Consider the following 23,498-nt stretch of genomic DNA (forward strand, 5'->3'; position numbering starts at 1 on the left):
CGCCTCAGCGGGTGAGCGCGGCCACGCCCGCCTGGGCGAACTTCTCGTCCAGGGCGCCGCTGGGCGCACCCGCCACCCCGATGCCCGCGATCGGCGTGCCCTTGGTGGCGACGGGGGCGCCGCCCGCGAGGAACAGGGTGTTGGGGATGTCCTTGAGGTTCGGGGCGCTCTCCAGACGCTTGGCCAGCTCGGACGTCGGCGCGTTCCACGACACGGCGGTGAACGCCTTGCGGACGGCCGACTCGTAGGACTGCGGGCCGGCGCCGTCACCGCGGAGGGTGACGACGGTGTTGCCGTTGCGGTCGACGACGGCGACCGTGACCCGCTGGTTCTCGCTCTCGGCGGCGTCCAGGGCGGCCTGCGCGGCCCTGGTGGCGGCGTCGATGGTCAGGTGGGCGGTCCGCGTCAGGTCACGCGGGTGGCCGGCGTCGGCGGTGACGGCCGCGGGCGCCCGGGCCGGCTCGGCGGCGTTCGCGGAGATCGCGCCGAAGGCGCCCGCGCCGAGCGCGGCGGCGGCGACCGTACCGGCCAGGAGGCGGGTGCGCGGCGACGTCTTCTTCTTCGAGTGCTTCGTGTTCGTCATGCCTTCGATCCTGGGGGCGGGACCGGGGCCCTGGGGTCAGCCGTTCGGTTGATGCCGCCCGGGTCCGGGCGGGCGAGGATGGGACAGGGAGATCCGGTACGAGGAGTGGTGGACGTGGAGCAGGACCCCGACGCCCGCCGGCTGGCCCGGGTGATGCACGCCGCGTTCTTCGCGCTGCTGGGCGCCTCACTGGCGCGGTTCCTGCTGCGGCACCCGTGGCTGGACCTGGGCCCCTGGGTGGTGGCGCTCTCGGTGACGCTGGCGGTGCTGTACGTGCTGCCCGTGCCGCGCCGCATGGCCTGGCTGTGCACGGTCGTCGCCGTGTGGATGGTGCTGGTGGTGCTGGCGCCGAGCTTCGCGTGGTGCGCGGTCCCGCTGTTCTACACCGGGTTGCGTACGCTGCGCCCGCGCGCCGCGCTCGTGCTGGTCGCCCTGCTCACGGTGTTCGTGGTCGCCGCGCAGCTCCAGCTCGCGGACGGCGCCCTCGACCCGAACCTGCTGGTCGCCCCGCCCGCCGTCGCGGCCGTCGCCACCGCCGTGTTCGTGCACAGCCGGCGGCAGGCGGAGCGGCTGGCCGCGACCGAGCGCCGCGAGGGCACCCTCGCCGAACGGCAGCGGCTGTCGATGGAGATCCACGACAGCCTGGCCCAGGGCCTGTCCAGCCAGCGGATGCTGCTCCAGGCCGCCGAACGCACGTGGGACACCGACCCGGCGGCCGCGCGCCGCCATGTCCGTACGGCCGCGTCGATCGCCGAGCACAGCCTGGCCGAGGCCCGGCGGTTCGTGCACGACCTGGCGCCCGCCGACCTGGCCGGGGGCGGCGGTCTGGAGCAGGCGCTGCGCGCGCTGGCCGCCCGCGAGTCGGCGGACCTGCCGGTCGGCTTCCGGGTCGACGGCCCGCCCGTGGGCCTGCCCGACCGGGTGGGGGCGGCGTTGCTGCGGATCGCGCAGGGCGCCCTCGCCAACGTGCGGGAGCACGCGGACGCCACGTCCGCCGCGCTGACCCTCACCTACCTGGACGACCAGGTGGTGCTGGACGTCGCCGACGACGGGCGCGGCTTCGACCCGCGGGCCGTGCCGCCGTCCGGTTCCCGGGGCCACGGTCTGCCCGCCGTCCGGGCCCGCGCCGAACAGCTGGGCGGCGCCCTGACCGTCGAGTCCGCGCCCGGCGAGGGCACGGTGCTCTCCGTATCGATCCCCCTGGAGCCGCCGCGATGAGTGCCGTACGCATCCTGCTCTGCGACGACCACGCCGTCGTACGCGCCGGGCTCCTCGCGCTCCTCGGCAGCGCGCCCGGCATCGAGGTCGTCGGCGAGGCGGGCAGCGGTGAGGAGGCCGTCGCGATGGCCGCCAAGCTGAAGCCGGACGTCGTGCTCATGGACCTCCAGCTGGGCCCCGGCCTCGACGGCGTGGAGGCCACCCGGCGCATCGCCTCCGCCGAGGTCCGCGTGCTGGTCCTCACCACCTACGACACGGACGCCGACGTCACCCGCGCGATCGGCGCGGGTGCCACCGGCTACCTGCTGAAGGCCGAGCGCCCCGAGGAACTGTTCGCCGCCATCCACGCCGCCGCCCAGGGCCGCGCCGCCCTGTCCGCCCCGGTGGCCCGGCGGGCCGCCTCCGCCGCCTCCGCCCCGGCGCTCACCGACCGGGAGCGGGACATCCTGGGCCAGCTCGCGTACGGCCTGGGCAACCGCGAGATCGCCCGCGCGCTGTTCATCAGCGAGGCGACGGTCAAGACCCACCTGGGCCGCGTCTACGCCAAGCTCGGCGTCGACACCCGGGCGGGCGCGGTGGCCGTGGCGAAGGAGCGGCGGCTGCTGCCGTGACGGCCGGAACCGGCCGGTCCCGAGGCCGGAGCCGGGCGGCCGGGGAACGGGGACCGCCTCGCCCTGCCTGTCCGCCGCCTCGTGCCGGTCCTCGCCGGAAAGCCCGGTGCGCCCGACCGCCTGCCCGGACTGTCGAAGGCTTCCTCCACGGACATGCCGGTATCCGGTCCCTCGCGGGCATGACCAGCGCCGGGTCGTCGAGCGGTTCGTGCCCGGACGCGTACGGCCCATGCCCGGGGACGGGTGGTGCCACGCGAGCCTCCGTCACGCGGAGCGGCGCCGTCGGCGCGGGGCACGCCCCGTCGCGGCAGCCGGGAGCCGTTCACCCGCACGTGAGAACGCGTGCCCCGGCCGTGACACCATCGAGTACGTGCTCGACATCGGCTACTCCCTCTCCCGCCGCTTCCCCGACCCGCCGCAGACGGACTACCGCCTCGCGGACGTCCACACCCTGCGGCACGACCTGTTCTGCGGGGACGTGTACGTCGCCGACACCAAGGCCGACCGTGAGGTGTCCACAGCCTGGGGATGGGTGCCCGTGCTCGACTTCGCGTGGGCGCTGTGCGACATCGTCGAGCAGCTCGACCGCGACCCGCGCGGCAGCCGGGCCTCCCGGCCGCAGTACGCCGAGCTGGACTTCACCGAGTCGACGGACCGGATGCTCTTCGAGCGCCGCTTCGGGTGGGTGGAGGTCGAGGCCGACTGGATGCCGGCCGAGGAACCGCCGCTCACGTTCGGCCACGCGGTGCTGCGCCGGGAGGCGCGCGACTTCCTCCACGACCTGATCGCCGACCTCACGGACATGCACGAGGGCCTGGCGGACAACCCGGCGATCTGGACCCTCCAGTCCCGCTTCCCGCGGGTGCCCTGACCGACGGGCCCACGCCGCCGGTCCCGGGCCCATCGGTATGACCCCGCCCGGGTGAACCGGCGTAAGGGAACCGGCGCAGTCCCCGCGTGGGGCGGACGTCCCCGGCGCGTGCCTCCCGCACCATCCAAGCCGACCGAGCCGGCCGAGCCCGCCGAGCAGGAGGCAACGATGACCACGAGACCCCGAACCAAGCTGTACGCGCTGGGCGCCCTGTCCGCGCTGCTGCTGTGGACCGCCACCGCGGCCCACGCCGCGCCGCCGCCCACCCCGGCCGCCGCGCCGCCCTCCACGAGCCCCGTCACCCACTGCGCCCCCGGCGGCACCCTGCGCGGGCCGCACGGCCAGTACGCCGACATCGCCCTGTGCGTCACCAACACCGGCGCCACCATGACCGTGTCGGCCGCCGCCACCTGCCGTCGGGGCACCACCCGGATCCGCCCGGTCTGCCGCACCTCCGGCACCTGGACCGCCCACCGGGCCGACGGCCCCACCGACGGCCCCACCGCCACCGGAACCCTCGCCGGCCGCGCCGAGTACCCGGGCCCCGGCACCTACCGGCTCAGCGCCACCGTCCACGTACGCTCCGACGCGCAGGAGACCGACCTGCGCGGCACCGTACACGCCACCGTCACCCTCACCGAGGCCAAGCCGGAGCCCACCCACCGCGTCGACGTCACCGCCGGGGACGGCACACCGGTCACCCTGCGACCTGACACGACCACCACCCTCACCTACACCGTCGCCCGCGTCAGCGACCACGGCGACGGCAGCGCCCGCCTCGGCCTCATCGGCGAGGAGGCCACCGGCATCCGGCTCACCACGACCGACCCGCGCTGCGTCAACCCGCTCCCCGGCCGCCACCCGTCGACCACCAGGAGCATGTACGCGCTCGACTGCGCGCTCACCGACCTCCAGCCCGGCCGCCCGACGACCGTCACCGTCCGCGCGACCCTCGGCGCGGCCTGCTCCACCGTCGTGTCCAAGCTCGGATACTGGACGCCCCGGGGCCAGGAGAGCACCGGCGGGATGCTCACCGGCCCCACCCTCACCTGCGACCGCGCCTAGGCCCGGCCCAGTTCCGCCAGCGCCTCGTCGGTCAACCGGTACACCGTCCACTCGTCCTGCGGCCGCGCGCCCAGCGACTCGTAGAAGTTGATCGACGGGGTGTTCCAGTCCAGGACGGACCACTCCAGCCGCTCGTACCCCCGCGCCACGCAGATCCGCGCCAGCTCCCTCAGCAGCGCCTTGCCGTGCCCGCCGCCGCGCAGCTCGGGCCGCACGTACAGGTCCTCCAGGTAGATGCCGTGCACCCCGCGCCAGGTCGAGAAGTTCAGGAACCACAGCGCGAAGCCCGCGACCTCGCCCTCCTCCGTCTCCGCGATGTGCGCGAACGCCGCCGGCCGCTCCCCGAACAGCGCCTCCCTCAGCTGCTCCTCGCCCGCCCGCACCTCGTGCAGTGCCTTCTCGTACTCGGCGAGTTCACGGACCATCGCGTGGATGGCGGGTACGTCATCGACAACAGCGCTACGAATCATGACCGCAGCCTGCCCCGCGCACCCCCCACCGCGCCAGCAGCGCCCACCCCGTGAGCCCCTCACCGCCCCAGCAACAACCGCGCCACCACCGGTCGCTCCCCCTCCAGCACCGTCTCCCCGTCCTCGACGTCCCACAGCGCGTCCTGCAGCACCCGCCCCAGCGTCCAGGCCCTGGCCCGCTCCCGGTCCAGTCCCAGCACCTCCGTCAGCAGGTCGAACCGCCACAGCACCTCGTCCCGGTCGAACCGGTTGAACAGCGACGGCAACAACTCGAACGCCGGATCCCCCGCCAACGGCTTCGGGTCGATCGCCAGCCACGGCTCCCGCCGCGACGCCAGCACGTTGCCGAAGTGCAGATCCCAGTGCAGCAACCGGTCCCCCGGCTCGCCCGCCACCTCCCGCACCGCCGCCGCGCAGTCCCGCATCAGCCGCCGGTCGTCCTCCCGCTCCAACTCCCCCACCGCGTCGGCGACCTCGTCGAGCATGTCCGCCGCGATGTCACCCAGGCTCCGCATCCCCGCCGGCGCCGCCACGGCCACCAGCCGCGCCATCAGCTCCGCCAGCACCCGGGTCGCCTCCCGGGTGTCCTCCACCCCCGACAGGTCCCGCCCCTCCTCCAGCCGCTCCAGCAGCAGCGTGCCCGTCGCCGGATCGTCGGCCAGCAGCCGCACCGCGCCGTCGCCGTCCCAGGCACGCAGCGCCGCCGCCTCCCCCTCGGTCTCCTCGTCCAGCAGCTGCAGCTTCAGCGCCGCACGCGCCCCGTCCGCCACCACCGTCACCGGCAGCACCAGCGACGCCATCCCGTACATCACCGGCCCCGTCCGCCGCAGCCCCCATTCCTCGAGGAACCGCTCCGCCCGCCCGGGCAGCGCGGCGACGAACGCCCGCCCCTCCGCGCCGTTGCACCGGCTCTGCGTCCCGGCCAGCTCCTCCGGTACCTCGATCACTCCACACCCCGTCCGATAACGTCCACACCCACTCACTGGCGATGGACCCGAGGAACCACATGAACACCGTCAACGGCGGCATATCGTTCTGGTACGCCCAGGAGGGCACCCCCGCTCCCCGCGAACCCCTCCCCGGCGACACCACGGCCGACGTCTGCGTCGTCGGCGGCGGTTACACCGGTCTGTGGACCGCGTACTACCTGAAGAAGGCCGTGCCCTTCCTCAACATCATCGTCCTGGAGGGCAAGTTCTGCGGCTACGGCGCTTCCGGCCGCAATGGTGGCTGGCTCTACAACGGCATCGCCGGCCGCGACCGCTACGCCAGGGCCCACGGGCACGAGGCCGCCGTGCGGCTCCAGCAGGCGATGAACGACACCGTCACCGAAGTCATCGGTACCGCCGCCGCCGAGAACATCGACGCCGACATCCACCGGGGCGGCGTCCTCGAAGTCGCGTACACCCCGGCCCAGCTGGACCGCCTCAAGGCGTACCACTCCGTCGAGGTCGCCTTCGGCGAGACCGACCGCCGGCTGCTCGGCGCCCGCGAGACCGCCGATCGCGTGCGCGTCACCGGCGCCGTGGGATCCACCTGGACCCCGCACGGCGCCCGCGTCCACCCCGTCAAGCTGGTCAAGGGCCTCGCCGACACCGTCGAGGCCCTGGGCGTCACGATCCACGAGGCGACCCCGGTCACCGAGATCAAGCCCAAGCACGCCATCACCCCGTACGGCACGGTCCGCGCCCCCTACGTCCTGCGCTGCACCGAGGGGTTCACCGCGAATGTCAAGGGCCACCGGCGGACCTGGCTCCCGATGAACTCCTCGATGATCGTCACCGACCCGCTCCCCGCGTCCCTCTGGGACGACATCGGCTGGTCCGGCCGGGAGGCCCTCGGCGACATGGCCCACGCCTACATGTACGCGCAGCGCACCGCCGACGACCGCATCGCCCTCGGCGGGCGCGGCGCCCCCTACCGCTACGGTTCCCGGACCGACAACGACGGACGCACCCGGCCCGCCACCGTCGACGCCCTCCGCGAGATCCTCGTCCGCCTCTTCCCCCGGCTCGCCGGCACCGGCATCGCCCACGCCTGGTCCGGTGTCCTCGGCGTCCCCCGCGACTGGTGCGCCACCGTCACCCTCGACCGCTCCACCGGCCTCGGCTGGGCCGGCGGCTACGTCGGCTCCGGCGTCGCCACCGCCAACCTCGCCGCCCGCACCCTCCGCGACCTGATCCAGCAGGACTCCGGCCAGTGCGGCCCCACCGACCTCACCACCCTGCCCTGGGTGAACCACAAGGTCCGCCCCTGGGAACCCGAACCCCTCCGCTGGCTCGGCGTCCACGGCCTCTACGCCGCCTACCGCGCCGCCGACCGCCGTGAAGCCGCCGCCCACACCCCCGCCACCGACCGCATCGCCACCCTCGCCGACCGCGTCTCCGGCCGCCGCTGACACCCCGCACACGACGAAGGCCCCGGACGTGTCCGTCCGGGGCCTGCTCATCGAGCGCTGGAGCCCCCTGTCGGATTCGAACCGACGACCTACGCATTACAAGTGCGTTGCTCTGGCCGGCTGAGCTAAGGAGGCACGTCGCACGAGTGTAACCGGACGCCGTGCGCCTCAGGTCGAGAATATCGGCGCCCGCCGACTGCTGACAGACGCCCCCCGGCCAGGTAGCGTCACTGCGGGTTCACTCACGTGGACCAGACCACCTCACTCCCTCTACTCGGATCGTCCGGCACGTTCCTGCCGGTGAAGGGACAGCATCACCATGGCTTCTGTCACGTTCGACAAGGCGACCCGGATCTACCCCGGGGGCACCAAGCCCGCCGTCGACCAGCTCGAGATCGAGATCGCCGACGGCGAGTTCCTCGTCCTCGTCGGCCCCTCCGGCTGCGGCAAGTCCACCTCCCTGCGCATGCTCGCCGGCCTGGAGGACGTCAACGGCGGTGCCATCCGCATCGGTGACCGCGACGTCACGCACCTGCCGCCGAAGGACCGGGACATCGCCATGGTGTTCCAGAACTACGCGCTGTACCCGCACATGACCGTCGCCGACAACATGGGCTTCGCGCTCAAGATCGCCGGCGTGAACAAGGCGGAGATCCGCAAGAAGGTCGAGGAGGCGGCGAAGATCCTCGACCTCTCCGAGTACCTGGACCGCAAGCCCAAGGCGCTCTCCGGCGGCCAGCGCCAGCGCGTGGCGATGGGCCGCGCCATCGTGCGTGAGCCGCAGGTGTTCCTCATGGACGAGCCGTTGTCGAACCTCGACGCCAAGCTCCGTGTCTCCACCCGCACGCAGATCGCCAGCCTCCAGCGGCGGCTCGGCATCACCACCGTGTACGTCACGCACGACCAGGTCGAGGCCCTCACCATGGGTGACCGGGTCGCCGTCCTCAAGGACGGTCTGCTCCAGCAGGTCGACACCCCGCGCAACATGTACGACCGCCCGGCCAACCTCTTCGTCGCCGGCTTCATCGGCTCCCCCGCCATGAACCTGATCGAGGTCCCGATCACCGACGGCGGCGTCAAGTTCGGCAACAGCGTCGTGCCGGTTTCCCGCGAGGCGCTGTCCGCCGCCGCCGACAAGGGCGACCGGACCGTGACGGTCGGTGTCCGCCCCGAGCACTTCGACGTGGCGGGTGCCGAGAGCGACCAGGGCCTGGCCGTGTCGGTCAACGTCGTCGAGGAGCTCGGCGCCGACGGGTACGTGTACGGCTCCACCCGCGTCGACGGCGAGGAGAAGGACCTGGTGGTCCGCGTCGGCGGCCGCGCCATCCCGGAGAAGGGCTCGACGCTGCACGTCGTGCCGCGCGCGGACGAGATCCACGTCTTCTCGACCTCCACCGGCGAGCGCCTCACCGGCTGACCCGGGCAAAACGCGTACACGGCCCCGCACTTCGGTGCGGGGCCGTTTGCGCAGCCTCGCCCGGATGTCGACAAATACCCCGGCACAGCGGTCAATTCGGACCCTGTTCGTCAACCCCTGATTCGAAAAGGAGCATCGAACCATCCCCCGTGGGGGTGACTAAATGTCTCCAAATCATCACCGCCCGCTACGCTCACGTCCGTGACCCACACCGCACGCCGAATCGGCCGCTCTCTCGCCCTCGTCCTGCCCGTCGTCCTGGTGCTCTCCGGAACTCTCGCGGTCACCAGCGTCCCGTGGGCGGGCACCAGCTCCCAGACCCAGATGCTCACCGCGTCGTCGGAGAACGTCTCGGTACGGGCCAAGCCCCGTGCCCCGCAGGATATTCTCCGCGACAAGCTCCTCGCAGAGCTTCAGGAGAAGGACCCGGGTGTCGCGTTGACGCACCTCCAGCGCACCGTGGAGGAGCGCCCGTCGCTCGCCAAGCACTGCATGTCGATCGCCCGCGCGCTCGGCAAGGCCGCCGTCCAGCACTACGGCCCCGTCCGGGCGCAGACCTACTCCCGGCCCGTGTGCGACACGTCCTACGCCGCCGGCGTCGCCCACGAGAGCTGAGCCTGTCAGCGGCACCGGGGTGCGCCTATCGTGCGCGGTATGCACACCTCTCCGACGCAGGCCGTGGTCCTGGCGGGCGGCCAGGGTTCACGACTGCGCCCTTACACCGACGACCGCCCCAAGCCGATGGTCGAGATCCCGGGAACCGGGACCCCGATCATCGGCCATCAGCTTTCCTGGCTGGCCGCCGAGGGCGTGACCGACGCCGTCGTATCCTGCGGCCACCTCGCCGAAGTGCTCCAGCGTTGGCTGGCGACGGCCGAACTGCCCCTGCGGGTCACCACCGTTGTGGAGCCGGAGCCGCTGGGCCGCGGCGGCGGCCTCAAGTACGCGGCCGCGCGCCTGCCGCACCCCGAAGCGCCGTGGTACGCCACGAACGGTGACATCTGGACCCGTTTCTCGCTGCGCGAGATGGCCGCGTTCCACGCCGAGCGCGACGCCACCGCCACGCTCGCCCTGGCCCGTCCCCGTATCCCCTGGGGGGCCGTCGAGACGGACGCCTTCGGGCACATCACCGACTTCATCGAGTCGCCGCCGTCGCCCTACCTCATCAACGCGGGCGTGTACGTCTTCTCCCCGGACTTCACGGGCGCGCTGCCCGACCGCGGGGACCACGAGCGCACCACCTTCCCCCGGCTGGCCCGTGAGCGGCGCCTGGCGGGCTTCCCGCTGCCGCAGGGGGCGTACTGGAGGGCCATCGACACCGCGAAGGACCTCCAGGAGGCGGCGAAGGAGCTCGCCGCCTCCCGTGGGGCTGAGGGGGCCTGACCGAGGACCCGCCGCCTCCTGAGGGGCGTCCCGGCCGAGGGCAGACAGGAGGGGCGGGCACCGTGTCACGGTGCCCGCCCCTCCTGCTTGGTGTACGTCAGCCGAGCAGGCCGCCGATCGGGTTGCGGTTGCCGCCGGTGGACGAGCCGCCGTCGTTGCCGCCCGAGCCGCTGCCGCCGCTCGTACCGCTGTCGTCGCCGCCCCCACCGGTGGTGGTGCCGCCGCCGTTGCCGGTGCCGCCCGTCGAGGTCGGTCCGGCGCTGCTGGTCGGCGGGGGAACCGGCTCGGCCTGCTCCGGGGGCTCCTCGCCGGTGCCCTGCGAGGCGGTCGGCCGCTCCTCCTCGACGCGCTCCTCCTCGGTGGCCGTCTCCGCCGGAGAGGACGACTGCTCCTCGGCGGTCGGTCCCGCGGACGCGGAGACGGAGGGCTCGGGACGCCGGGAGGGCTCCCTTGCCGAGGGGGAGCTCTCGCCGGGCTCCTCGGGGAGCGGCCGGCCGGGCAGGTGGTTCGTCGGGTCGTCGTTCGGACCGGGGACGGTGACCATCTCCGTGGACCGTACGGCGCCACCGAGCACCGAGCCGATCAGCAGGGTCAGGCCGACCACGACGGAGGCGACGACCACGCCGCGCCGCAGCACCCGGCGGCGCAGGTCCCACAGCGCCGAGCGGGGGCCGAGGGTGCGCCAGGCCTCGCCGGCGAGGCGTCCGTCGATGGAGTAGACGGGAGCGCCCGCGATGATCAGCGGCGACCAGGCGGCGAGGTAGATGATGTCGGGCGCGTCGTAGACGGGGACGGTCTTCCAGCTGACGGTGAGGATCAGCGCGGCGGAGAGCATCGCGCCGAACACGGCGGCGACCCGCTGCCAGAGCCCGAGCACGGTGAGGACGCCGACGACGACCTGGGCGAAGGCGACGGTGAGACCGGCGCCGACGGGGTGGGCGAGCGCGAAGTCGCGCAGCGGCTCGGCGAGGGCCCACGGGTGCAGGGAGTTGAGCCACTTGACCATGGAGCCGCGTTCGCCGCCGTCGAAGTAGACGGGGTCGCAGAGCTTGCCCATGCCGGCGTAGATGGAGATGAAGCCGAGGAACACGCGCAGCGGCAGCAGGACCACGCCGAGGTTCATCCTGCGGCCGGGGTAGTACGCGTGCCGGTGGGCCGGCCCGGTGAAGGCCCCGTCCGCCGCGGGGCCGTCGTCGCGGTCGTGGTGGCGGTCGTCGCCGTCGTAGGGATCGGCGTACGGGGCGGCGGGCGCCTCGTCGTAGGCGCTCTCCGCGCGGCGCATGGGCGGCAGGAGCGGTGGCGCGTCGGGGCCGCGCCGGCCGCCGACGACGGGAGTGGGCATGGTGTCGTCGAGCCGCGGGATGAGCTGGGTCGCTCCGGCGTCGAGCGTGTCGACGGCCGTGGATTCCCGCACGGCCTGGAGCAGCCCGGTGGCTCCGGGGTCGCCGGGCGAGGACTTCCCGCTCCAGACGACCGGCGCGCGCCGCCGCGTCACCGCGCCGGTGGCGCCGACGGCGCCGCTCATGGCGGGGACGCGGGCGGGGGCGGCCGACCGGGGCTTGTTCACCGGGGCGAGCTGCACACGGAAACTGGCGTGGTTCACGATGACCTGCGCGGGATCGCAATCCACCTTGACCATGCTCAGCGCAGGCTGATCGTCGAAACCGGGCCGGGGCGTTCTGGTGTCCACACTCATCTAACCGAGTGACGTGGGTTTAGGACACTGCCTTGACGGCCGGGAAATGTCCGAGACCCGTCAAGATCATGACGGGTCCCGGGATCGCGCTCGGTCAGGCGCGGCGGCGGGCCGCCTCGTACAGCACCACACCGGCGGCGACGCCGGCGTTGAGGGACTCCGCGCCACCCGGCATGGGGATGCGGACGAGGAAGTCGCACGTCTCGCCGACGAGGCGGGACAGGCCCTTGCCCTCGCTGCCGATGACGATGACGACCGGACCGCCGAGGGCCTCCAGTTCACCGACCTCGGTGTCGCCGTCGGCGGCGAGGCCGACGACCGTGATGCCGGCCTTCTGGTACGCCTCCAGGGCGCGGGTGAGGTTGGTGGCGCGGGCGACCGGGGTACGGGCGGCGGTGCCCGCGGCGGTCTTCCAGGCGCCGGCGGTCATCCCGGCGGCGCGCCGCTCGGGGACGACCACGCCGTGGCCGCCGAAGGCGGAGACGGAGCGGACGACGGCACCGAGGTTGCGCGGGTCGGTGACACCGTCGAGGGCGACGATCAGCGGGTCCTCGCCGTCGTCGAAGGCGGCCGCGGCCAGGTCCTCGGCGTGGGCGTACTCGTACGGCGGGACCTGGAGGACGAGGCCCTGGTGGTTGAGGCCGTTGGTCATCCGGTCCAGCTCGGCGCGCGGGGCCTCCATGAGGTTGATGCCGCCGCGGTCGGCCGCGAGCTTGAGCGCGTCGCGCACCCGCTCGTCGTTGTCGATGAACTGCTGGACGTACAGCGTCGTCGCCGGTACGCCGTCGCGCAGCGCCTCGAAGACGGGGTTGCGGCCGACGACCATCTCGGACAGGCCCTTGCCGCCGCGCCGGGCGACCTGGCGGCGGTGCGCCTGCTTGGCCTTGGCGTTGGCGACGCGGTTCTTCACATGGCCCTTGCGTGCGGACGCGGGCGGCGTGGGGCCCTTCCCTTCCAGGCCCCGGCGCCGCTGGCCACCGCTGCCGACCGTCGCGCCCTTCTTGTTGGACGTGCGGCGGTTCCTGCGCTGGCTGTTCCCGGCCATGACTTACCTGCTCTGTCGATGCGTACGTATATATGAAGTGTGCCAGCGCGATGCTCAGCGTGCGCCGAGCGTCCACCGGGGCCCGTCGGGGCTGTCCTCGATGACGAGCCCGGACTGGCCGAGCTGGTCGCGGATCGCGTCCGCCGTGCTCCAGTCCTTGCGCGCCCGCGCCGCCTCGCGCTGGTCCAGGACCATGCGGACGAGGCTGTCGACGACGCCGTGGACGTTCTTGTTGAGCACCGTCTCGCCGCGGTCGGTCTCGCCCGCCCAGTGCTCGTCGAGCGGGTCCAGGCCGAGGACGCCGAGCATGGCACGGACCTCGGCGAGGCGCGCGACGGCGGCTTCCTTGTCGTCGGCGGCCAGCGCGCTGTTGCCCTGCCGGACGGTGTTGTGGATGATCGCCAGCGCCTGCGGGACGCCCATGTCGTCGTCCATGGCCTCGGCGAAGGCGAGCGGGACCTCGGGGGCGGGCTCGACCGCGCCGCCCGCCTTCTCCACGACCCGCTGGACGAACCCCTCGATGCGGGCGAACGCCGACTCGGCCTCGCGCAGGGCTTCCTCGCTGTACTCGATCATCGACCGGTAGTGCGGGGTGCCCAGGTAGTAGCGCAGCACGATGGGCCGCCACTGCTTGACCATCTCGCTGACGAGCACCGAGTTGCCGAGCGACTTGGACATCTTCTCGCCACTCATGGTGACCCAGGCGTTGTGCACCCAGTAGTGGGCGAACTCGTCGCCGTACGCCTTGGCCTGCGCGATCTCGTTCTCGTGGTGCGGGAAGACCAGGTCCAGGCCGCCGCCGTGGATGTCGAAGGCGGAGCCCAGGTACTTGTGCGCCATGGCCGAGCACTCCAGGTGCCAGCCGGGGCGCCCCCGGCCCCACGGCGTCTCCCAGTCGGGCTCGCCGGGCTTGGTGGCCTTCCACATCGCGAAGTCGCGCGGGTCGCGCTTGCCGGTGATGCCCTCTTCGCTGGGCTGGCGCAGGTCGTCGATGTCCTGGTTGGACAGCGCCAGGTACGCGGGGAAGGAGCGGACGTCGAAGTAGACGCTGCCGTCCGCGACGTAGGCGTGGCCCCGCTCGATGAGGCCGCGCATCATCTCGATCATCTCGGGGACGTGGCCCGTGGCGCGCGGCTCGTAGGTGGGCGGGAGGCAGCCGAGGGCCTGGTACCCGTCGTTGAACGCGCGCTCGTTCTCGTACCCGATCGACCACCAGGGACGGCCCTGGTCGGCGGACTTAGCGATGATCTTGTCGTCGATGTCCGTGACATTGCGGATGAACGTCACGTCGTAGCCGCGGTAGGTGAACCAGCGGCGCATGATGTCGAAGTTCAGTCCCGACCGGATGTGCCCGATGTGCGGGGCCGCCTGCACGGTGGCACCACACAGGTAGATCGAGACGCAGCCCGGGTTGAGCGGGACGAAGTCGCGGACCTGCCGGGCACTGGTGTCGTACAGACGAATAGTCACCACTCCAGAGTAGTGGGCCGGTGCCAGTGCCCCGTGCCTCAGGTGCTACGGACGAGCAGTGCGGTGGCGATGGCGGCGAGGCCCTCCGCGCGGCCGGTCAGCCCCAGGCCGTCCGTCGTCGTGCCGGACACCGACACGGGCGCCCCGGCCGCCGCGCTCAGCGCCTTCTGGGCCTCGTCGCGCCGCTTGCCGATCTTCGGGCGTACGCCGATGACCTGGACGGCGATGTTGCCGATCTCGTACCCCTCGGCCCGCACGATCCGGGCGGCCTCGGCGAGCAGCGTGACGCCGGACGCGCCGGACCACTCGGGGCGCGAGGTGCCGAAGTGGGCACCCAGGTCGCCGACGCCGGCGGCGGAGAACAGCGCGTCGCACGCCGCGTGAGCGGCGACGTCGCCGTCGGAGTGACCGGCGAGCCCGTACTCCTCGCCCTCCCAGCGGAGGCCCGCGCACCACAGCTCGCGACCCTTCTCGAACGCGTGGACGTCGGTGCCGATGCCGACGCTCGGCAGGCCGGCCGGGCTAGAAGCCATCGTTGGCCCTCCTGCGCGCGAGGACCGCCTCGGCCAGTACGAGGTCGAGCGGTCGGGTCACCTTGAACGCCTCCTCGTGGCCGGGAACGACCACGACCGGTTCACCGAGCTGCTCGACCATGCTCGCGTCGTCGGTCACGTTGCCGGTGACCGTGCGGTGCGCGCGGACGAGCGTGTCACGGGCGAAGCCCTGCGGGGTCTGTACGGCCCGGAGAGTGGCGCGGTCGGGCGTGGCGAGGACCGGCTCGGGCTCGCCCTTCTCGCGCGGCTCGACCCGCTTGACGGTGTCGGCGAGCGGTACGGCGGGCACGACGGCGACGGCACCGTCGCGGACGGCCTCGATGACCGCGTCGACGGTGTCGACGGGCACGAGCGGGCGGGCCGCGTCGTGGACCAGGACGGTGGTGATGTCGCCGGGCAGCGCGTCCAGACCGAGGCGGACGGACTCCTGGCGGGTCGCTCCGCCGGGGACGACCAGGTAGTCGGTCCTCTCGGGCAGGGCGTGCGTGTCGAGGAGGTTCTTGACCTCGGGCGCGCCGTCGGGCGGGGCGACCACCACGACGAGGGAGACGGCGCGGGAGGCCGCCATGGCGCGGACGGCGTGGATGAGCATGGGCGTCCCGTTCAGCGCGCGGAGCGCCTTGGGAGCGCCCGGGCCGAGCCGTACGCCGCGGCCGGCCGCGGGGATCACCGCGGCGGTGCGGGCGGGGGGTGCTGCGTCTGACATCGGTTGCACTCCGGCAGGTTTGTCGGCTCGGCCGATCTGGGTATGGCCTCTGCGGGGCGGCGTGACGCCTCGGCCGGGACCCTTCCGTGACCCCGGGCGAAACGGGCGCGCCGGACACCCCGGGCAGGGCGTGGGCGGGCTGAAGGCGGACATGGCGCCGGACATGCCGCAGCGCCCGGCGACATGGCTGCTGGTCACAGCATGTCAGCGGGCACCGCGGCATCGCTTCAATCAGCTACGCGCCACGTCGGCCATCCGCCATCGGCCGCATGGGACGCGTCAGGACGCGAGGACCTCGTCGAGCAGGGCCTCGGCCTTGTCTTCGTTGGTGTTCTCGGCGAGTGCGAGCTCACTCACCAGGATCTGCCGCGCCTTGGCGAGCATGCGCTTCTCTCCGGCGGAGAGACCGCGCTCGCGCTCACGGCGCCACAGGTCACGTACCACTTCGGCGACCTTGATGACATCGCCGGAGGCGAGCTTCTCCAGGTTCGCCTTGTAGCGACGGGACCAGTTCGTCGGCTCCTCGGCATACGGCGCGCGAAGCACCTCGAAGACCCGGTCCAGTCCGTCCTGACCGACCACATCGCGCACGCCGACGAACTCCGCGTTGTCCGCTGGCACACGAACCGTCAAGTCGCCCTGGGCGACCTTGAGCACCAAGTAGGTCTTGTCCACGCCTTTGATCTGACGAGTTTCGATGGCCTCGATCAGCGCGGCCCCGTGATGGGGATAGACCACGGTGTCGCCAACCTTGAACGTCATGTGACAGGTACCCCTTCCGTGGCTATCCAGGGTAACACGGATACGGCTTCTTCTGAATGGCGTTTTCGCAGGTCAGGGCATATCTCGGGGCTTGACAACAGCAACAGGAACGTGCTGCGGAGGGCTTGCGGAACGAGGTATTCGCAGGTCGGAGCGGCTGCGCGGGCGGCCCGAAACGACCACGTCACACCCCTCCACGGGCGACCCGGGTGGGCGGATCATCCCGGTTTGCCGGGTTCCAGCAGGTGAACTTCCCGTACTCCGTTCGGTCGCCGCTCACCCGTACGGACGCCGCTCCCGGGCGTTTGTCGAAATTGACGGCCGCGACCCGCGCGTTGACCGAGGAGCTTGATCGGAAGGGGCTTTTTCCGGGGAATGCGCGACCGCCGCGGAATTGATCAAGAGTGGTTATGCGAAGTCGGCGCGTGGAACCGGCATGGACGGACGTGCGCGTGTGGGCGGGGGGCGGGCGGGTCGGCGAGCCGGGGGGTGACGGGGTGGGCGTGGGCGGGCGGCGCGGCGGCGGGCTGGCCGGTGGGCAGGGACGGCGACGCGGCGGGGCGGGCCGAGCCCGACACGGGACTGGGGCGGGTCGGGTGCGGGGCGCCGTGGACGGGTCGGTAACCTGAGCGCGCCGACTGATCCTCGGGCCGTGTCAGGTCGGGTTCGGGGGTCGGCCGGGCAGCCAGTACCACCAGACCGTGCCCGTCCCTCCGTCCGTACGTCCTAGGAGTTGCCGCCGCCGTGAGCCGCAGCCTTCGACGCGGCGCCCTCGCCGCCACCGCCATCGTGTTCTCGATCGCCTCGCTCTCCGCCTGCGGTGCGGGCAACGACGCCCAGACCCTGGGGGTCAGGCCGGACCACGCCGCCACGTCCGTCGGCACCGTCAAGGTCCAGAACGCCATGGTGATCACGCAGCCGAAGCCGAACGCGGAGGGTCCCGCCGTCGTCTCGGCGATGCTCTTCAACAACGGCGCCAAGGCGGAGACGCTGGAGGCGATCGAGCTGCCCGGCTCGAACGCCCAGGTCAAGCTCACCGCCGCGAGCGGCTCCGGCCCCATCACCGTCCCGGCCGGCGGTTCGGTCCTCCTCGGCGGCGAGGGCAACGCGTCCGCCGTGATCGAGAAGGGCCGCGAGGCGGCGAAGGACGGCGGCGCGCAGGAGGTCGTCTTCAAGCTCAGCGAGACCGGTGACATCCGGCTGGAGGCGCTCGTCGTCCCGGCGACCAGCTACTTCGCCGGCTTCGGCCCGTCGGAGGTGCCGCAGAAGCCGACGGAGCAGCCCTCGTCCACCCCGCCCGCCCCGCCGTCGGGCGCCCCGACCGGCAGCCCCAGCGGCTCCCCGGCCGCGCCGGACGCCCCGGCCGAGGGCGACGAGGCGCCGGAGGCCCCGTCGGACTCGGCCTCGGCCTCGCACGACGAGGACCACTGACGTACGCGTAGAGAGGGGCGCCCCACCGGCTCGGTGGGGCGCCCCTCTCCGTTGTGTGCACACGCGAACCGGCCGCCGGGCCCACGGCCCGGCGCCGCCCGCCCGGCCGTCCAGGCGGCGTACGAGAAGACGGCGGGAGCCGCCGCCCGGGTCCGTACCGGCCGAGGCGTACGGCCCCGTGACGCACGGGTACGGCCGCCGGCACCGCGACGCGCCCGGGGCTCCGCGCCCCTCGCGCCGCCGCGCCGGACCCGGCCCGGCCTACGGGCCGGCCCCCCTCCGGCCTACGGACCCGGCCGGGCCTACGGCTCGAACTTGTAGCCGAGGCCCCGGACGGTGACCAGGTACCTGGGCGCGCCGGGGTCGGGCTCGATCTTGGCGCGGAGGCGCTTGACGTGGACGTCGAGGGTCTTGGTGTCGCCGACGTAGTCCGCGCCCCACACCCGGTCGATCAGCTGCATCCGGGTCAGCACCCGGCCCGCGTTGCGCAGCAGCATCTCCAGCAGGTCGAACTCCTTCAGCGGCAGGTCGACCTTGCCGCCCGACACGGTCACCACGTGGCGGTCGACGTCCATCCGGACCGGCCCGGCCTCCAGGGCCGCCGGGGCGACCTCCTCCGGCTCACCGCGGCGGCGCAGCACGGCGCGGATGCGGGCGACCAGCTCGCGGGAGGAGAAGGGCTTCGTGACGTAGTCGTCCGCTCCTATCTCCAGTCCGACGACCTTGTCGATCTCGCTGTCCTTGGCGGTCACCATGATGACCGGGACGTTCGACCGGCCGCGCAGCTGGCGGCAGACCTCGGTACCGGGCAGACCGGGCAGCATGAGGTCGAGCAGGACGAGATCGGCGCCGTTGCGCTCGAACTCGTCCAGCCCCTCGGGCCCGGTGGTCGCCACGGCGACTTCGAAGCCTTCCTTGCGGAGCATGTACGACAGGGCGTCGCTGAAGGATTCCTCATCCTCGACGACGAGCACTCGGGTCACGGAAGGACCTCCGGGGCTGTGAGCGGTTCGGTGGTTGTGTGGTCGTGGTGGGACCGGGACGAGCGGTCCCGTCCGGCGCCGGCCTCCGGGAGGCGGAGGGTGAAGGTGGACCCCTGACCCTCGGTGCTCCACACGGTGACCTCGCCGCCGTGCGAGGCGGCCACGTGCTTGACGATGGCGAGTCCGAGTCCCGTGCCGCCGGTGGCACGGGAGCGGGCGGGGTCGACGCGGTAGAAGCGCTCGAAGATGCGCTCCTTGTCCTTGTCGGGGATCCCTATGCCCTGGTCGGTGACGGCTATCTCGATGAGTCCCCCTCGGCCTTCCGCCTGGGAGGTGCCCCCACCGCCGGGCGCGGTGACGCGGCGGGCGGCGATGCCGACGCGGGTGTGGGCCGGGGAGTAGTTGACGGCGTTCTCGACGAGGTTGCCGAGGGCGGCGGCGAGCTGGCCGCGGTGGCCCCAGACGTGCAGGTCCGGGGTGCCTCCGGCGGCCATGGTGATCTGCTTGGTGGAGGCGGGCTGCCGGGAGCGGTCGATGGCCTCGGCGACCAGTTCGTCCACCCGGACGGGCTCCGCGTCCTCCAGCGGGTCGTCGTTCTGGACCCGGGAGAGGTCGATGAGCTCCTGTACGAGGTTGGTGAGGCGGGTGGCCTCTATCTGCATGCGCCCGGCGAAGCGCATGACCGCCTCGGGGTCGTCGGAGGCGTCCATGACGGCCTCGGAGAGCAGGGAGAGGGCGCCGACGGGGGTCTTGAGCTCATGGCTGACGTTGGCGACGAAGTCGCGGCGTACCGCTTCTATGCGGCGCGCCTCGGTGAGGTCCTCGACCAGGAGCAGGACGAGGCGGGAGCCGAGGGGTGCGACGCGGGCGGAGACGGCGAGGGCCTCGCCGCGCCCGGTGCCGCGGCGGGGAAGGTCCAGCTCCACCTGGCGTATCTCGCCGTCGCGGCGGGTGTCGCGGGCCATCTGGAGCATCGGCTCGACGGCGAGCTTGCCGCCGCGGACCAGCCCGAGGGCGTACGCCGCGGAGCTGGCCTTGACGACGGAGTCGCTCTCGTCGAGGACGACGGCGGAGGAGCGCAGCACGGACAGCACCGTGTCCACACCGGGCGGCAGCACCGCGTCGGTGTGGAGGGAGGTCCGGGTGGGTCTCGCCTGGTCGCGCTCGCTCCAGCGGAACGCCAGCATGGCGATCACGCCGGTGCACGCCCCGGCGATCGCGGCCACTGCGGCGACCGCCGCGTTCACGTCCATGCGTCCAGGTTATGCGGGTGCTCGGACACTCTCCCAGCCATCCGAGGGCGACCTCGGACACTCGTCGCCCAGAGTTCACCGAGGGGAAAGTGACGGTTCACTTGTGAGGGAGGCCCCGGACTTTTTGGACTCGGACCGTGGGAGCGTGGGGGTCCGAGCCCCACCCGGGCCCCTGTTGGCCGTAGTGAGAGAGGGACATCCATGCGGGACGCGTACCACGAGGAACTGGACTCGATCGGCGAGAGTCTGGTCGAGATGGCCCGGCTGGTCGGGTCGGCCGTCGGGCGCGCCACGACGGCGATGCTCGACGCGGATCTGAAGCTGGCGGAGGCCGTGATCGCGGCCGACCAGAAGGTCGACGACCTTCAGCACGAGCTGGAGGCCCGGGCGATAGCCCTGCTGGCGCGCCAGCAGCCGGTCGCGACGGATCTGCGGATCGTGGTGACCTCGCTGCGGATGAGCGCGGACCTGGAGCGCTCCGGCGACCTGGCCCAGCACGTCGCCAAGCTGGCCCGGCTGCGGTTCCCGGACGCGGCGGTGCCGCGGGACCTGCACGCCACGATCCTGGAGATGGGCCAGCTGGCGCAGCGCCTGATGGCGAAGGCGGCGGAGGTCATCATCACCAAGGACGTCGACCTGGCGCTCCAGCTGGAGCACGACGACGACGAGATGGACCGGCTGCACCGGACGCTGTTCCAGCACCTGATGGACGACCGCTGGAAGCACGGCATCGAGACGGCGGTGGATGTCACTCTGCTGGGCCGCTACTACGAGCGGTTCGCCGACCACGCGGTGTCGGTCGCCAAGCGGGTCGTCTACCTGGTCACGGGCGAGCACGCCGATGAGCTCCAGCAGTCGGAGGCCCCGGTAGAGGGCGCGTAGGGGCGCCGCCCGGGGAACCGCCGGGCGCCAGGGCGCCTGGGAGGGCGTCCGCACATCCGTGCGCCGTTGATGCGCCCTGGTGACTGGGCATGCAATGGGGAGAGGCGACGTACGCCTTGGAACGTACGCCTTCGAGGAGGGACCCATGGCAGATACGCCCATGACCGACCCCGAGCAGGAAGTACCCGTCGAAGTGCTCCGCCTGCCCGTGCTGGGCGCCTGCGGCTGCGGCTCGGGCTGCGGCTGCGGCTGCCAGTCGGGCGCACCGTGCCAGTGCGGCGGCTGCTGCGGCTGACCCGGCCGGGCGTTCCACGCGGGGGCCCCGTCCACCACGGTGGACGGGGCCCTTCGCTGTGCCACCCGTGCGCGCGCCGGGCCCCTGCTCACGGAGCCCCCGCGGGCCGGGCGCCCGGCGCGAACCGGAGCTCCTGCTCGTCCTACTTCTTGCCCTGGTTCTTGACCGCCTCGATGGCCGCCTTGGCCGCCTCGGGGTCCAGGTAGGTGCCGCCCTTGACGAGCGGCTTGAAGTCGGCGTCCAGTTCGTACGCGAGCGGGATGCCGGTCGGGATGTTCAGGCCCGCGATGTCCTCGTCGGAGATGCCGTCCAGGTGCTTGACCAGGGCGCGCAGGCTGTTGCCGTGGGCGGCGACGAGGACCGTGCGGCCGGCCAGGAGGTCGGGGAAGATGCCGTCGTACCAGTACGGCAGCATGCGGACGACGACGTCCTTGAGGCACTCGGTGCGGGGGCGCAGCTCCGGCGGGATCGTGGCGTAGCGCGCGTCGCCCGCCTGGGAGAACTCGTTGTCGTCGGCGAGGACCGGCGGCGGGGTGTCGTAGGAGCGGCGCCACAGCATGAACTGCTCCTCGCCGAACTCGGCGAGCGTCTGCGCCTTGTCCTTGCCCTGGAGCGCGCCGTAGTGCCGTTCGTTGAGGCGCCAGGAGCGGTGGACCGGGATCCAGTGGCGGTCGGCGGCCTCCAGGGCGAGCTGCGCGGTGCGGATGGCGCGCTTCTGGAGGGAGGTGTGCAGCACGTCGGGGAGCAGACCGGCGTCCTTGAGCAGCTCACCGCCGCGGACGGCCTCCTTCTCGCCCTTCTCCGTGAGGTTGACGTCCACCCAGCCGGTGAACAGGTTCTTCGCGTTCCATTCGCTCTCGCCGTGGCGGAGGAGGATCAGCTTGTACGGTGCGTCGGCCATGCGTACGAGATTAGTGGACGCCGATGACACTTGACGGCTCCCGTCAATCGAGTGGATCCCCGAGGCAGCGCCCCGTAATTTTCGATCACCGGGTCAGTCGCTTACGGGGGGTTACGTATGTCCATCGCCACGCTCAAACGGGCGGCCAGGGAGAGCGTCTCGGGCCTGCCGCGGGCGTTCTGGTGGCTGTGGGCCAGCACGCTGATCAACCGGCTCGGTGCCTTCGTCGCCACCTTCATGGCCCTGTATCTGACCCTGGACCGCGGCTATTCCGCCTCGTACGCCGGTCTTGTCGCCTCGCTCCACGGGCTCGGCGGCGTGGTGTCGTCGATCGGGGCGGGGGTGATGGCCGACCGGCTCGGCCGGCGTCCCACGATGCTGATCGCCCAGGTGTCGACGGCCGTATCGGTCGCCGTCCTCGGCTTCATGCAGCACCCGGTCGCCATCGCCGCGGTCGCCTTCGTCGTCGGCGCCGCCTCGAACGCCTCGCGGCCCGCCGTGCAGGCGATGATGGCGGACATCGTCCGGCCCGAGGACCGGGTACGGGCGTTCTCGCTCAACTACTGGGCGATCAACCTGGGCTTCGCCGTCTCGGCGGCGGGCGCGGGGTTCCTCGCCGAGTACAGCTACCTCGCCGGTTTCCTCGGCGAGGCCGTCCTGACCCTGACCTGCGCGGTGCTCGTCTTCGTCAAGATCCCGGAGTCCCGTCCCGTCCAGGCCCCCGCCACCGCCACCGCCGGGAAGGCCGTGGAGACGGGGATCGGCATGGGGACCGTGCTGCGGGACGGGCGGTTCATGGGTGTGGTGGGCCTGTCCTTCCTCATCTCGCTGATCTTCCAGCAGGGTTACGTGGGCCTGCCGGTCGCCATGGGCACGGACGGCTTCGGCGCGGCGGACTTCGGGCTGGCGATGGCGGTGAACGGCGTCCTCATCGTGGCGCTCCAGATACCCGTCACCCGGTACATCGAGCACCGCGACCCGCGCAGGCTGCTGATCGTCTCGTCGCTCCTCGCGGGGTACGGGTTCGGGCTCACCGCCTTCGCCGGGTCGGTCGCCGTGTACGCGCTGACCGTCTGCGTCTGGACGCTCGCCGAGATCGTCAACGCCCCTACGCAGACGGGGCTGGTGGTGCGCCTCTCCCCGGTCCACGGACGCGGTCGCTACCAGGGCGTGTACACGATGTCGTGGTCGGTCGCGGCGCTGATCGCCCCGCTGATGTCGGGGTGGACGATCGACCGGTTCGGCGCGGAGTGGCTGTGGGGTGCGTGCGCCGTCCTCGGGACGGTGGCCGGGCTCGGCTACTGGCTGCTGATGCGGGGCCTGCCGGAGGACGGGGAGACGAAGGAGGAACGGCCCGTGCCCGTGCGGGCGCCCGCCGCCCCGGAGACCGCCGACGCCTGAGGAGGGCGGGCCGGGCGCTCGTACATGCCCTGGCGCTCGTACGGGTTCCGGGGCGGGGCGGGGGCGCGAGCAGGGGGCCCGGCGGGTTGGGGGCCGGGGGCCG

24 protein-coding genes and 1 tRNA gene are annotated in these 23,498 nt (G+C 72.6%); 12 read left to right on the forward strand and 13 right to left on the reverse strand.

Translation table 11 applies throughout. The annotated features are described in order from the left end of the window. Positions 1–4: 4 nt before the first annotated feature. On the reverse strand, positions 5–583 hold the full coding sequence (locus ABD347_RS06760) for a GlcG/HbpS family heme-binding protein (protein WP_344357667.1): 579 nt from the start codon (positions 581–583) through the stop codon (positions 5–7). 78 nt (positions 584–661) lie between these two features. Between ABD347_RS06760 and ABD347_RS06765 the strand changes: the two genes are divergently transcribed. From ABD347_RS06765 to ABD347_RS06780, 4 genes are all read left to right on the forward strand, one after another. Continuing rightward, positions 662–1,801: a sensor histidine kinase gene (locus ABD347_RS06765; RefSeq protein WP_344357670.1), complete on the forward strand. Its 1,140-nt coding sequence runs from the start codon at positions 662–664 to the stop codon at positions 1,799–1,801. Next, positions 1,798–2,412 (forward strand): response regulator, encoded by a 615-nt coding sequence (locus ABD347_RS06770; protein WP_344357673.1) that lies wholly within the window; start codon positions 1,798–1,800, stop codon positions 2,410–2,412. The genes ABD347_RS06765 and ABD347_RS06770 overlap by 4 nt, the downstream gene beginning before the upstream one ends. Before the next feature lie 370 nt (positions 2,413–2,782). After that, a complete protein-coding gene (locus ABD347_RS06775; protein ID WP_344357676.1) occupies positions 2,783–3,283 on the forward strand; it encodes a hypothetical protein in 501 nt (166 codons plus the stop codon). A 168-nt stretch (positions 3,284–3,451) separates the two neighbouring features. Further along, positions 3,452–4,348 carry a hypothetical protein gene (locus tag ABD347_RS06780; protein WP_344357678.1) on the forward strand — a complete coding sequence of 299 codons (897 nt, stop codon included), beginning with the start codon at positions 3,452–3,454 and terminating at the stop codon, positions 4,346–4,348. On the opposite strand, the gene ABD347_RS06785 is transcribed toward ABD347_RS06780, so the two are convergent. Together ABD347_RS06785 and ABD347_RS06790 are read right to left on the reverse strand one after the other, a co-directional pair. Beyond that, positions 4,345–4,818 carry a GNAT family N-acetyltransferase gene (locus ABD347_RS06785; RefSeq protein ID WP_344357682.1) on the reverse strand — a complete coding sequence of 158 codons (474 nt, stop codon included), beginning with the start codon at positions 4,816–4,818 and terminating at the stop codon, positions 4,345–4,347. The two genes, ABD347_RS06780 and ABD347_RS06785, sit on opposite strands and share 4 nt — an antisense overlap. 59 nt (positions 4,819–4,877) lie before the next feature. Further along, positions 4,878–5,765, reverse strand: coding sequence for an aminoglycoside phosphotransferase family protein (locus ABD347_RS06790; protein WP_344357685.1), 888 nt, complete (start codon positions 5,763–5,765; stop codon positions 4,878–4,880). A 59-nt stretch (positions 5,766–5,824) separates the two neighbouring features. Here ABD347_RS06790 and ABD347_RS06795 point away from each other — a divergent pair, with 59 nt between their 5' ends. After that, the gene (locus ABD347_RS06795) at positions 5,825–7,216 is read left to right on the forward strand and encodes an NAD(P)/FAD-dependent oxidoreductase (RefSeq protein ID WP_344357688.1); all 1,392 of its coding nucleotides are present in this window, start codon (positions 5,825–5,827) and stop codon (positions 7,214–7,216) included. A 58-nt stretch (positions 7,217–7,274) separates the two neighbouring features. Here the strand turns inward: ABD347_RS06795 and ABD347_RS06800 are convergent. Further along, positions 7,275–7,351: transfer RNA gene (locus tag ABD347_RS06800), tRNA-Thr, on the reverse strand. A 184-nt stretch (positions 7,352–7,535) separates the two neighbouring features. On the opposite strand from ABD347_RS06800, the gene ABD347_RS06805 reads away from it, so the two are divergent. From ABD347_RS06805 to ABD347_RS06815, 3 genes are all read left to right on the forward strand, one after another. Continuing rightward, complete coding sequence (locus ABD347_RS06805; protein WP_344357691.1) at positions 7,536–8,633, forward strand: ABC transporter ATP-binding protein; 1,098 nt, start codon at positions 7,536–7,538, stop codon at positions 8,631–8,633. A 201-nt stretch (positions 8,634–8,834) separates the two neighbouring features. Continuing rightward, positions 8,835–9,248, forward strand: coding sequence for a hypothetical protein (locus tag ABD347_RS06810; RefSeq protein ID WP_344357694.1), 414 nt, complete (start codon positions 8,835–8,837; stop codon positions 9,246–9,248). A 39-nt stretch (positions 9,249–9,287) separates the two neighbouring features. Then, positions 9,288–10,016 (forward strand): nucleotidyltransferase family protein, encoded by a 729-nt coding sequence (locus ABD347_RS06815; RefSeq protein WP_344357697.1) that lies wholly within the window; start codon positions 9,288–9,290, stop codon positions 10,014–10,016. A gap of 97 nt (positions 10,017–10,113) precedes the next feature. Here ABD347_RS06815 and ABD347_RS06820 read toward each other — a convergent pair whose 3' ends face one another. The 6 genes from ABD347_RS06820 to ABD347_RS06845 all read right to left on the reverse strand — a co-directional run bounded on the left by ABD347_RS06820 (position 10,114) and on the right by ABD347_RS06845 (position 16,249). After that, positions 10,114–11,712, reverse strand: a complete 1,599-nt coding sequence (locus ABD347_RS06820; protein WP_344357700.1) for a DoxX family membrane protein — start codon at positions 11,710–11,712, stop codon at positions 10,114–10,116. Positions 11,713–11,806: 94 nt separating this feature from the next. Further along, on the reverse strand, positions 11,807–12,757 hold the full coding sequence (rlmB, locus tag ABD347_RS06825; RefSeq protein ID WP_344357703.1) for a 23S rRNA (guanosine(2251)-2'-O)-methyltransferase RlmB: 951 nt from the start codon (positions 12,755–12,757) through the stop codon (positions 11,807–11,809). Between the two features lie 54 nt (positions 12,758–12,811). Then, positions 12,812–14,227, reverse strand: a complete 1,416-nt coding sequence (gene cysS / locus ABD347_RS06830) for a cysteine--tRNA ligase (RefSeq protein ID WP_344357705.1) — start codon at positions 14,225–14,227, stop codon at positions 12,812–12,814. A 38-nt stretch (positions 14,228–14,265) separates the two neighbouring features. Continuing rightward, the gene (gene ispF / locus ABD347_RS06835; protein WP_344357708.1) at positions 14,266–14,760 is read right to left on the reverse strand and encodes a 2-C-methyl-D-erythritol 2,4-cyclodiphosphate synthase; all 495 of its coding nucleotides are present in this window, start codon (positions 14,758–14,760) and stop codon (positions 14,266–14,268) included. Beyond that, positions 14,750–15,487 carry a 2-C-methyl-D-erythritol 4-phosphate cytidylyltransferase gene (gene ispD / locus ABD347_RS06840; RefSeq protein WP_344357711.1) on the reverse strand — a complete coding sequence of 246 codons (738 nt, stop codon included), beginning with the start codon at positions 15,485–15,487 and terminating at the stop codon, positions 14,750–14,752. The genes ispF and ispD overlap by 11 nt, the downstream gene beginning before the upstream one ends. Before the next feature lie 279 nt (positions 15,488–15,766). Continuing rightward, on the reverse strand, positions 15,767–16,249 hold the full coding sequence (locus tag ABD347_RS06845) for a CarD family transcriptional regulator (protein ID WP_003953493.1): 483 nt from the start codon (positions 16,247–16,249) through the stop codon (positions 15,767–15,769). A 744-nt stretch (positions 16,250–16,993) separates the two neighbouring features. Between ABD347_RS06845 and ABD347_RS06850 the strand changes: the two genes are divergently transcribed. Beyond that, positions 16,994–17,680: a DUF461 domain-containing protein gene (locus tag ABD347_RS06850; protein ID WP_344357714.1), complete on the forward strand. Its 687-nt coding sequence runs from the start codon at positions 16,994–16,996 to the stop codon at positions 17,678–17,680. A 302-nt stretch (positions 17,681–17,982) separates the two neighbouring features. Here ABD347_RS06850 and phoP read toward each other — a convergent pair whose 3' ends face one another. Both phoP and phoR read right to left on the reverse strand, forming a co-directional pair. Continuing rightward, the gene (phoP, locus tag ABD347_RS06855) at positions 17,983–18,654 is read right to left on the reverse strand and encodes a two-component system response regulator PhoP (RefSeq protein ID WP_486388589.1); all 672 of its coding nucleotides are present in this window, start codon (positions 18,652–18,654) and stop codon (positions 17,983–17,985) included. A gap of 5 nt (positions 18,655–18,659) precedes the next feature. Beyond that, positions 18,660–19,916, reverse strand: coding sequence for a two-component system sensor histidine kinase PhoR (gene phoR / locus ABD347_RS06860; RefSeq protein WP_344357718.1), 1,257 nt, complete (start codon positions 19,914–19,916; stop codon positions 18,660–18,662). A 201-nt stretch (positions 19,917–20,117) separates the two neighbouring features. Here phoR and phoU point away from each other — a divergent pair, with 201 nt between their 5' ends. Together phoU and ABD347_RS06870 are read left to right on the forward strand one after the other, a co-directional pair. Then, positions 20,118–20,798, forward strand: a complete 681-nt coding sequence (gene phoU / locus ABD347_RS06865) for a phosphate signaling complex protein PhoU (protein WP_064067559.1) — start codon at positions 20,118–20,120, stop codon at positions 20,796–20,798. Between the two features lie 145 nt (positions 20,799–20,943). Then, positions 20,944–21,093 carry a hypothetical protein gene (locus tag ABD347_RS06870; protein WP_344357722.1) on the forward strand — a complete coding sequence of 50 codons (150 nt, stop codon included), beginning with the start codon at positions 20,944–20,946 and terminating at the stop codon, positions 21,091–21,093. 142 nt (positions 21,094–21,235) lie between these two features. Here the strand turns inward: ABD347_RS06870 and ABD347_RS06875 are convergent, their stop codons facing one another. Then, positions 21,236–21,994 (reverse strand): phosphoglyceromutase, encoded by a 759-nt coding sequence (locus ABD347_RS06875; RefSeq protein WP_344357725.1) that lies wholly within the window; start codon positions 21,992–21,994, stop codon positions 21,236–21,238. A 117-nt stretch (positions 21,995–22,111) separates the two neighbouring features. Between ABD347_RS06875 and ABD347_RS06880 the strand changes: the two genes are divergently transcribed. After that, on the forward strand, positions 22,112–23,395 hold the full coding sequence (locus ABD347_RS06880) for an MDR family MFS transporter (protein ID WP_344357728.1): 1,284 nt from the start codon (positions 22,112–22,114) through the stop codon (positions 23,393–23,395). Positions 23,396–23,498 lie beyond the last annotated feature (103 nt).

This window comes from Streptomyces gobitricini (genome assembly GCF_039532985.1).
Lineage (GTDB): Bacteria > Actinomycetota > Actinomycetes > Streptomycetales > Streptomycetaceae > Streptomyces > Streptomyces gobitricini.